The sequence below is a fragment of the Methylophaga sp. UBA5088 genome (assembly GCF_002414625.1).
Classification (GTDB): domain Bacteria; phylum Pseudomonadota; class Gammaproteobacteria; order Nitrosococcales; family Methylophagaceae; genus Methylophaga; species Methylophaga marina.
Window position 1 is genome coordinate 26,563 of record NZ_DIAC01000053.1, and the last position, 7,232, is coordinate 33,794.

The following is a 7,232-nucleotide window of genomic DNA, read 5'->3' on the forward strand; positions in this document are numbered from 1 at the left end:
AACGCAAGCATGAGCAGCAAGGAGAAGATGATTTTGCAGGCTTACGATCCTATCGCGAAGGTGAAGCGTTGCACCGCGTCGCCTGGAAAGCGATGGCTCGTGATGATCAGATGCGTAGCAAACAGTTCTCATCACCACAAGGCAGAGAGATATTATTCCGCTGGGAAGATGTGGCTGATATCAACGACACTGAGCAAAAACTGTCTCAGCTCAGTCAATGGATTTGCCAGGCAGAGCAACAAGGTGATCGCTATGGCCTGATGTTACCTCACACTGAAGTCGCTACTTCTCATGGTCCGTCTCATCAACATCATTGTTTAAAATTGTTGGCGTTGTTTGATGAAAACCGTTGATTTATCACCACCGCAAGCCACTATCAATGCTTTAATTCTGGCGCTGAGTCTTGCGGCTATTCCACACATTATCTACCAGCCTGTATGGGTAGGCATGACGTTTGTGATCATGATTAGCTGGCGCTTATTGCATCACTGGAAAGACTGGCCTTTGCCTGCAGCGAGTCGCTGGTTGAAAGTGTTACACAACGGCACAGCCCTGCTGACTATTGTGATGCTTTTTGCCCAGTTTGGTCTCACCATTGGCCGTGATGCCGGTGCCGCTTTACTCACTATGATGCTGGCCTTCAAAGTGGTGGAAATCCGCTCTCTGCGTGACTATTACCTCAGCTGTTTTCTGGGTTTCTTTGTCGTCATTACCAACTTCTTTTACAGCCAAAGTGTGTTTATGGTGGTGCTAATGCTGATTGTGGTTATCGGCCTTGGATATTGCTTACTCAGTGTGAACAGTCAGGTCAGTGCACTCAATATCAAACAACGCTTATGGTTATCCAGCAAAATGGTGTTACAAGCCACACCGATGATGCTGTTTCTGTTTGTGTTATTCCCACGCATCTCAGGCCCTATCTGGGGGCTGCCACAAGATGCAAATGCCAATCAGTCTGCTCAAATGACAGAGCAACTCACCTTGGGAGAACTGCCTCCATCACAGGGAACTACCGGCATTAATGACCAAATTCAGATGGGTAAAATCAGTCAGCTTATTCAATCTGATGCCATCGCTTTTCGGGTTAAATTTACTGATAATGTCAAACCTGCCCCGTCAGAACTTTACTGGCGTGGCCCGGTTTTATGGAAAACCAATGGCACAGTCTGGTCGCCCATTGCAGAAAAAAATATAGACTCATCCAAGCCCAATATTCAGGTGTCAGGAGATGCTTACAACTATCAGATGACGTTGGAGCCACATAACAAAAAATGGTTATTTGCGCTCGACTTCCCAACACAATTGCCAACATCACTCTCGACACATATCAAGACAGATGGCCAACTAAACAGTACTAAAGCCATTAAACAACGCACACAATATTCCCTGATATCCAGCCCGTCTTACACTTTTAATGCTTCATCTGATCCAAACCTTCATGCCGCATTACAACTGCCTGAAAACAAGCACACTAAAACACGTGCTTTGGCTCACAAATGGCAGCAGCAATCAGCTACACCTCAGCAGTATATTGATACCATCTTAGCCTTTTTTACAAACGATGGTTTTGTCTATTCACTCAGCCCACCCGCACTTCGCGGCGACACGGTGGATCAGTTCTTATTCACTACCAAAGAAGGTTTCTGCGAACACTATGCCGCCAGTTTTACTGTGCTAATGCGAGCGGCAGGCATTCCGGCACGTATTGTCACGGGTTATCAGGGCGGAGATATTAACCCGGTTGATAATATTCTCACTGTCAGACAACGTGACGCGCATGCCTGGAGCGAAGTCTGGCTAGCCGGTCAAGGCTGGGTAAGAATTGATCCAACGGCCGCTGTGTCACATCAACGTATTGAACAAGGCATCGGACAGCTATTACCGCCTGGAAGACAATCACCTGCAATGCTTGGCAATCACAGTCAACTCGTCGCGGCATGGAACAGTCTCAAAAATAACTGGAACGCATTTAACACCGCCTGGGATATGTGGGTGGTGTCTTTCGGCCCGGAGCGCCAGCTTGAGTTGTTATCAAAACTGGGCATGACTAATCCAAACTGGAAGAAAATGACGCTGGTCTTGACGATCTTATTCGTTCTCACCGGACTCATTATGATGTTGAGTGTCTGGTTTAAACGTTCACCTGATGATCCAGCTGTTGCCTTGTATCAGCAATTTTGTAAGAAATTAGCTAGAACGGACATAACAAAAGCCGACTACGAAGGCCCTCAAGATTTTGCCCAACGCGCTCAAGTCGCCTTACCCAAGTATCAGCAGCAAATTGAGAGCATTACCACCCAATTTACAACTTGGCGCTATCGCCAACAAGACGATCAAACGCTGGCCTCATTACGTGAAGAAGTAAAGGCATTTAACCCCAAGCGTTAACTGTCTTTGCCAAGCTGCGTGAATTTACGGAAAATAGACAACCTTAATTTGTTGGTTTCAAGGAACACGCATGGCACATTCCAATCCCCTGTTTGAACGCACTCACATTTTGATTGGTGATGAAGGCATCGAAAAGCTGCAAAACAGCCATATTTTTCTGGCGGGCATTGGTGGTGTGGGCTCTTATACAGCGGAAGCCTTGGCCAGAATGGGCGTGGGTAAAATGACACTGGTTGACCATGACGTAGTGTCCGGCTCGAACATGAACCGCCAGCTTGTTGCGCTACGTTCGACTGTGGATGTATTAAAAGCTGACGTCATCGCTGATCGTATTAAAGATATTAACCCGGACTGTCAGGTCACCTTAATCACCGACTTTTTAACACCAGAGTCGATCCCCACCGTATTATCACAAGACTACGATGTAGTGATCGATGCAATTGATAGCTTAAGCAGTAAAGCTGCTTTATTAGAGACCGCATGGCGCAACGAGATGACGGTCTTTGCCAGTATGGGGGCCGGTGGAAAGCTCGATCCCACCCAAGTCAAAACCGGTGATTTAATGGATACCTCCATTTGTAAACTTGCCAAACACTTACGTGGGCAATTACGTAAACGTGGTATTGGCAGAGGCATTCAGACGGTGTACTCATTGGAAGCACCACTACCTCCGTTACCACCAGAACCGGTCAGCCGTGGTCGGGCACGTGCCGTGAATGGCACGGTCAGTTATATGCCATCCATCTTTGGCTTAACCTTAGCAGGTCTGGTTATCAATCACATTATCGGTGACTCACGACGTGTCTGATCCGACGGATGTTATTAACTGCAATGACTTTATGTTGCAGCAACTACACACCCTACTCAGCAAATACGGCTTGGAAATAGAGAAAGTCTCAACAGATGAAGCCATTCCAGGCAGTTTTTTTGGTGAACGTGAAGCCGGTTTAATTGGGAATAAACTCATCGTCCGTTCAGACACCCCGGTTCATTCTGTCTTACACGAAGCGGGTCACTATATCTGTATGGACCCAAAGCGTCGAGCCAACTTACATACTGATGCTGAAGGTGATTACGATGAAGAAAACGGCGTCTGTTATCTTCAAATTCTATTAGCCGGCCATATCCAGCAAATGGGCCAATCTCGTATGCTCAGAGATATGGATCGCTGGGGTTACACCTTTCGTCTAGGCAGTGCCAAGGCCTGGTTTGAACAAGATGCCGACGACGCTCGTCAATGGTTGGAAGACTTCAATATTATCGATTCAGCACAACAGCCCACATGGCAGGTTCGTAGCACATAATCATTCACGCTCTTACCTGTTTCTCTTTTTATATCAGTACTTTTAATAAGATTGTAGAGTTGAACAACTTTCTGTACAGGTATTGAATTTTTATCTATACTTGTACAATAAATTGTACATATTAAGGTGTGATATGAAAGTTGTTTCTTTTACAGAAGCGCGTAATAGTTTGAAGGCTGTTTTAGATCGAGTTATCAATGATGCCGACACCACAGTTATTTCACGTCGAGACTCTCAGGATGCGGTGGTAATGTCATTAGATTATTACAATAGTCTAATGGAAACCGTTCATTTACTTCGTTCCCCCGCAAACGTTGAGCATCTGAATAAATCCATTGCTCAGTATAAACAAGGAAAAGTTGCAGAACGGAAATTACTGGATGAGTAAACGACTGCTGACATGGACAGATGAAGCATGGAATAGCTATTTATATTGGCAGACACAAGACAAAAAAACGCTCAAACGAATCAATAAGTTGATTGCTGATGTTAAACGCTCCCCATTTGAAGGCATAGGAAAACCAGAGGCCTTAAAAGAAAACTTGTCTGGCTTTTGGTCACGGAGAATCGATGACATCAATAGATTAGTCTATGCCGTCGATAACAGTGCTATAACTATTATTTCCTGCCGCTATCATTATTAACGGCTATACCGAAAAGAAAATCATCAATCGTTGGGTTTCGCTAACGCTTTACCCAACCTACACAATAAAAAAACTCTCTTTCGTAGATACCATCTCTCCAAACCGAGCACAATAACCTAAATCAGGCATTGTGGCCGATATTCGCTTTGGTGTTTCACGACACCAAAACAAATTTGCACAAGCTTTCTCATCGCCGCCACAATGGCTTGCATCTTACTTTTTCCCTTGCTCAGTAGTCGTTGATACTGAGCACGAAGATCCGGGTTACAAGAGACAGAAGTGACTGCGGCCATATAGAGTTTGGCTCTGATTTTCGATGATCCTTGCTTGCTTAAACGGCTTCGACCTTTCCATTGTCCTGACTCTTGTATCCGTGGGATCAAACCTATAAACGCAGCCACTTGTCCTGCACAAGCAAATTGATGACCGTGTAAGACGCTCAGCATAACGCGTGATACTACTCGTCCAACACCAGGAATACTGGTCATCAAATCTCTATCCTTTTTGAGCTGAGGATGACGGTCAATATGGTCATCAATACTTTGCTCAAGCTGCTTCTTTTCAGCTGTAAGATAAGTCACCATATGTGTGATTGATTCAATGATACGGTCTGAAGAACAACTAAATTGGGCTTTTTCAAGACGATTCAATTCGCGTTGAAGATCGGTTTCAAGCGCGTCAAAACGAGCGAGCAATGCTTTGAGCTCTCTGACTTCAGGAGACTCTGGCTGCCACGCTCTTGGCATCATTCTGTGGCTAAATAACGCCAGCATGACACTATCTTTTAAATCAGTTTTGTGGGTATTCCCTAAACTGTTTGCAAAATCTTTTGAACGCGCGGGGTTAAGTACACAGACTTTAAAACCTAATTTGTGTAGGGTACAAGCCATGGGTTCATGGTAGATACCCGTTGATTCCATTACAACCTGAATACTTGAAGCAGCTGCCTTGGTTTGATGTGTTAACCACTTAGCTAAATCATCATGACCGGCATGCGTGTTTTTGAATACCTTGGTTTTTATTTTGTTATTTTCAGGATCGCTCAACCAACAACAATCCAGCTTGGTTTTACTTATATCAATTCCAATGTGGTGCATCTCTTATTACCCTTGTTCATACAGCATCACTGAAAAGACAGTGCGCTTGGATACCATTCAATATAGTGAGAATAATGAACTTGGGAGTTAAATCTACGACTCTGCATCATGTGCCAAGGTTGGGTTCAACTTCTCCAAGTTCAGGAACCTCTGCTAGCTAAACAGATATTCCTGGAGAGATACAAGGTTGGGTTGAAGCATGAAACCCAACAAATACAACCACTTCAAAAATCTGATTTTCACTGTACACTGACTAATATCCAAACTTAACTATGGCACTTACAGGAGGCACAATGAGTACGCCGATTTCTTCTCCCGTCACTGATTTACTTGAAGCACAAGGTATTGCGTTTGAAGTGATTGAAATTCCACTAACCGAAGATAAAAAGCCGGTGCGTAACCTGGAAGAACTGTTAAGCAGTCAGGGGCATGATCCGAAATCTGTGGTGCGTAGTTTGTTGTTTAAAACCGGTTCGGATAATTATGTGTTGTTAGCCGTTGCCAGCGGTGGTCGAGCTGACTGGGGCATTTTGAGAAAGCACCTGGAAGAACGAAAGCTGCGTATGGCCGAATTTGATGAAGTGCCAGAAGCGACGGGCTATGTAGTAGGTGCTGTGCCACCGATTGCTTTGCCTGACAGCGTCACTGTGTTACTCGATGAGAGTGTGACAAAATTTGATAATGTCGTGATTGGCAGTGGCGTCTTAGGTTACGCCTTGGGCTTAACCTCAGCTGACTTACAAAAAGTGATGGCTGATGTCGACCGCGGCACATTTGTGAAAGAGTAAAAAGCAAAGACACGCTATATAAAAAGGCTGACATCATGATGATGTCAGCCTTTTTTGTATGATAGCATCTACTCCCCGTCGTCGAAGTCACCTTTATATTTCGGGTTAGGTTTAGCTGACTTCGAACGCTTATCTCCTTTTTCCTGATGTGAATGAGAGTCTGGCTGCTCTTCTTGTTCAGTATCACCATGTGATAACTCTTTCACTTCAAGCTCATTCACCATACGTAAAGGTGCCGCTGGCGCTTTACCCTCTTTGTCCTCACCAAAGTAAAGAGTGAGGTGTGGGAATGGAATTTCGATACCCGCAGCATCCAGATGGCGTTTAACCAGACGGTTATAGGCGCGGCCAATACTCCACTGACTGCCTGGCAGCGTTTTGATTCTGACTCGAATATTTACCGAGCTATCTGCAAGAGCTGTCACACCATGTACTTCCAGCTCATCATCAAGAATTTGAGAGCGTAATTCATCATCAGACATCAATTCTGCAAACGCTTCACGCAATTTGATGATGACTTGATCAGTATCTTCCCTATAAGCCACACCATACTCACCGAGATGATATGCAAACTCTCGCATATAGTTGGATACCGTCCCCACTGATGAGAATGGAATAATATGGAATGTACCAGACAGATCACGTAAGCCCAGCGAACGAATAGTCAGCTTTTCGGCTACGCCAGTAATACCATCTGCTGTGACCACATCACCTGTATTAATCGCATTTTCTAGCTGGATAAATATACCGGTAATCACATCTTGAACCAGTTTTTGTGCACCAAAGCCAATGGCTAAGCCCATCACGCCAGCACCAGCAATCAGCGGTCCGATATTGATACCCACTTCAGATAAAACGATCATAACGGTCATCACCGTAATGGTGATGGCAACCGCATTCCTGAAAATAGTTAACAGCGTTTTCTCTCTGGCACTGGGCATATGACCGCTATCTTCAGGATTGAGACGATGCTCAATCCAGCTGGCCAGCACAATCCATGTCAGCATCGCA

Annotated in this window: 9 protein-coding genes; 7 read left to right on the forward strand and 2 right to left on the reverse strand. The window is 44.9% G+C overall.

The window, feature by feature from the left end; all coding sequences use genetic code 11:
- The 6 genes from B4K20_RS07495 to B4K20_RS07520 all read left to right on the forward strand — a co-directional run.
- On the forward strand, window positions 1–353 hold a 353-nt coding region (locus tag B4K20_RS07495), incomplete at its 5' end, for a DUF58 domain-containing protein (RefSeq protein WP_289282444.1).
- On the forward strand, window positions 340–2,388 hold the full coding sequence (locus B4K20_RS07500) for a transglutaminase TgpA family protein (protein WP_289282445.1): 2,049 nt from the start codon (window positions 340–342) through the stop codon (window positions 2,386–2,388). The genes B4K20_RS07495 and B4K20_RS07500, both read left to right, overlap by 14 nt.
- A 70-nt stretch (window positions 2,389–2,458) precedes the next feature.
- Entirely contained in the window at window positions 2,459–3,196 is a 738-nt protein-coding gene (locus B4K20_RS07505) for a tRNA threonylcarbamoyladenosine dehydratase (RefSeq protein ID WP_289282446.1), read from the forward strand.
- Window positions 3,189–3,692, forward strand: a complete 504-nt coding sequence (locus B4K20_RS07510; RefSeq protein ID WP_289282447.1) for a hypothetical protein — start codon at window positions 3,189–3,191, stop codon at window positions 3,690–3,692. Before B4K20_RS07505 ends, B4K20_RS07510 begins: the two co-directional genes overlap by 8 nt.
- A gap of 133 nt (window positions 3,693–3,825) precedes the next feature.
- Window positions 3,826–4,080, forward strand: coding sequence for a type II toxin-antitoxin system Phd/YefM family antitoxin (locus B4K20_RS07515; protein ID WP_286305317.1), 255 nt, complete (start codon window positions 3,826–3,828; stop codon window positions 4,078–4,080).
- Window positions 4,073–4,336 carry a Txe/YoeB family addiction module toxin gene (locus tag B4K20_RS07520; protein ID WP_286305318.1) on the forward strand — a complete coding sequence of 88 codons (264 nt, stop codon included), beginning with the start codon at window positions 4,073–4,075 and terminating at the stop codon, window positions 4,334–4,336. Before B4K20_RS07515 ends, B4K20_RS07520 begins: the two co-directional genes overlap by 8 nt.
- Window positions 4,337–4,452: 116 nt before the next feature.
- Here the strand turns inward: B4K20_RS07520 and B4K20_RS07525 are convergent, their stop codons facing one another.
- Window positions 4,453–5,433 (reverse strand): IS110 family transposase, encoded by a 981-nt coding sequence (locus tag B4K20_RS07525; RefSeq protein WP_289282448.1) that lies wholly within the window; start codon window positions 5,431–5,433, stop codon window positions 4,453–4,455.
- Between the two features lie 293 nt (window positions 5,434–5,726).
- On the opposite strand from B4K20_RS07525, the gene B4K20_RS07530 reads away from it, so the two are divergent.
- The gene (locus B4K20_RS07530) at window positions 5,727–6,221 is read left to right on the forward strand and encodes an aminoacyl-tRNA deacylase (RefSeq protein WP_289282449.1); all 495 of its coding nucleotides are present in this window, start codon (window positions 5,727–5,729) and stop codon (window positions 6,219–6,221) included.
- A gap of 68 nt (window positions 6,222–6,289) precedes the next feature.
- Here B4K20_RS07530 and B4K20_RS07535 read toward each other — a convergent pair.
- The coding region (locus B4K20_RS07535; protein WP_289282450.1) for a mechanosensitive ion channel domain-containing protein at window positions 6,290–7,232 on the reverse strand (943 nt) is incomplete at its 5' end.

What these genes read in the sequence shown, in the direction of transcription:
- B4K20_RS07500 (WP_289282445.1), top strand. Translation starts at nt 340, where the DNA reads ATGAAAACCGTTGATTTATCACCACCGCAAGCCACTATCAATGCTTTA.
- B4K20_RS07515 (WP_286305317.1), top strand. Translation starts at nt 3,826, where the DNA reads ATGAAAGTTGTTTCTTTTACAGAAGCGCGTAATAGTTTGAAGGCTGTT.
- B4K20_RS07530 (WP_289282449.1), top strand. Translation starts at nt 5,727, where the DNA reads ATGAGTACGCCGATTTCTTCTCCCGTCACTGATTTACTTGAAGCACAA.
- B4K20_RS07520 (WP_286305318.1), top strand. Translation starts at nt 4,073, where the DNA reads ATGAGTAAACGACTGCTGACATGGACAGATGAAGCATGGAATAGCTAT.
- B4K20_RS07525 (WP_289282448.1), bottom strand. Translation starts at nt 5,433, where the DNA reads ATGCACCACATTGGAATTGATATAAGTAAAACCAAGCTGGATTGTTGT.
- B4K20_RS07505 (WP_289282446.1), top strand. Translation starts at nt 2,459, where the DNA reads ATGGCACATTCCAATCCCCTGTTTGAACGCACTCACATTTTGATTGGT.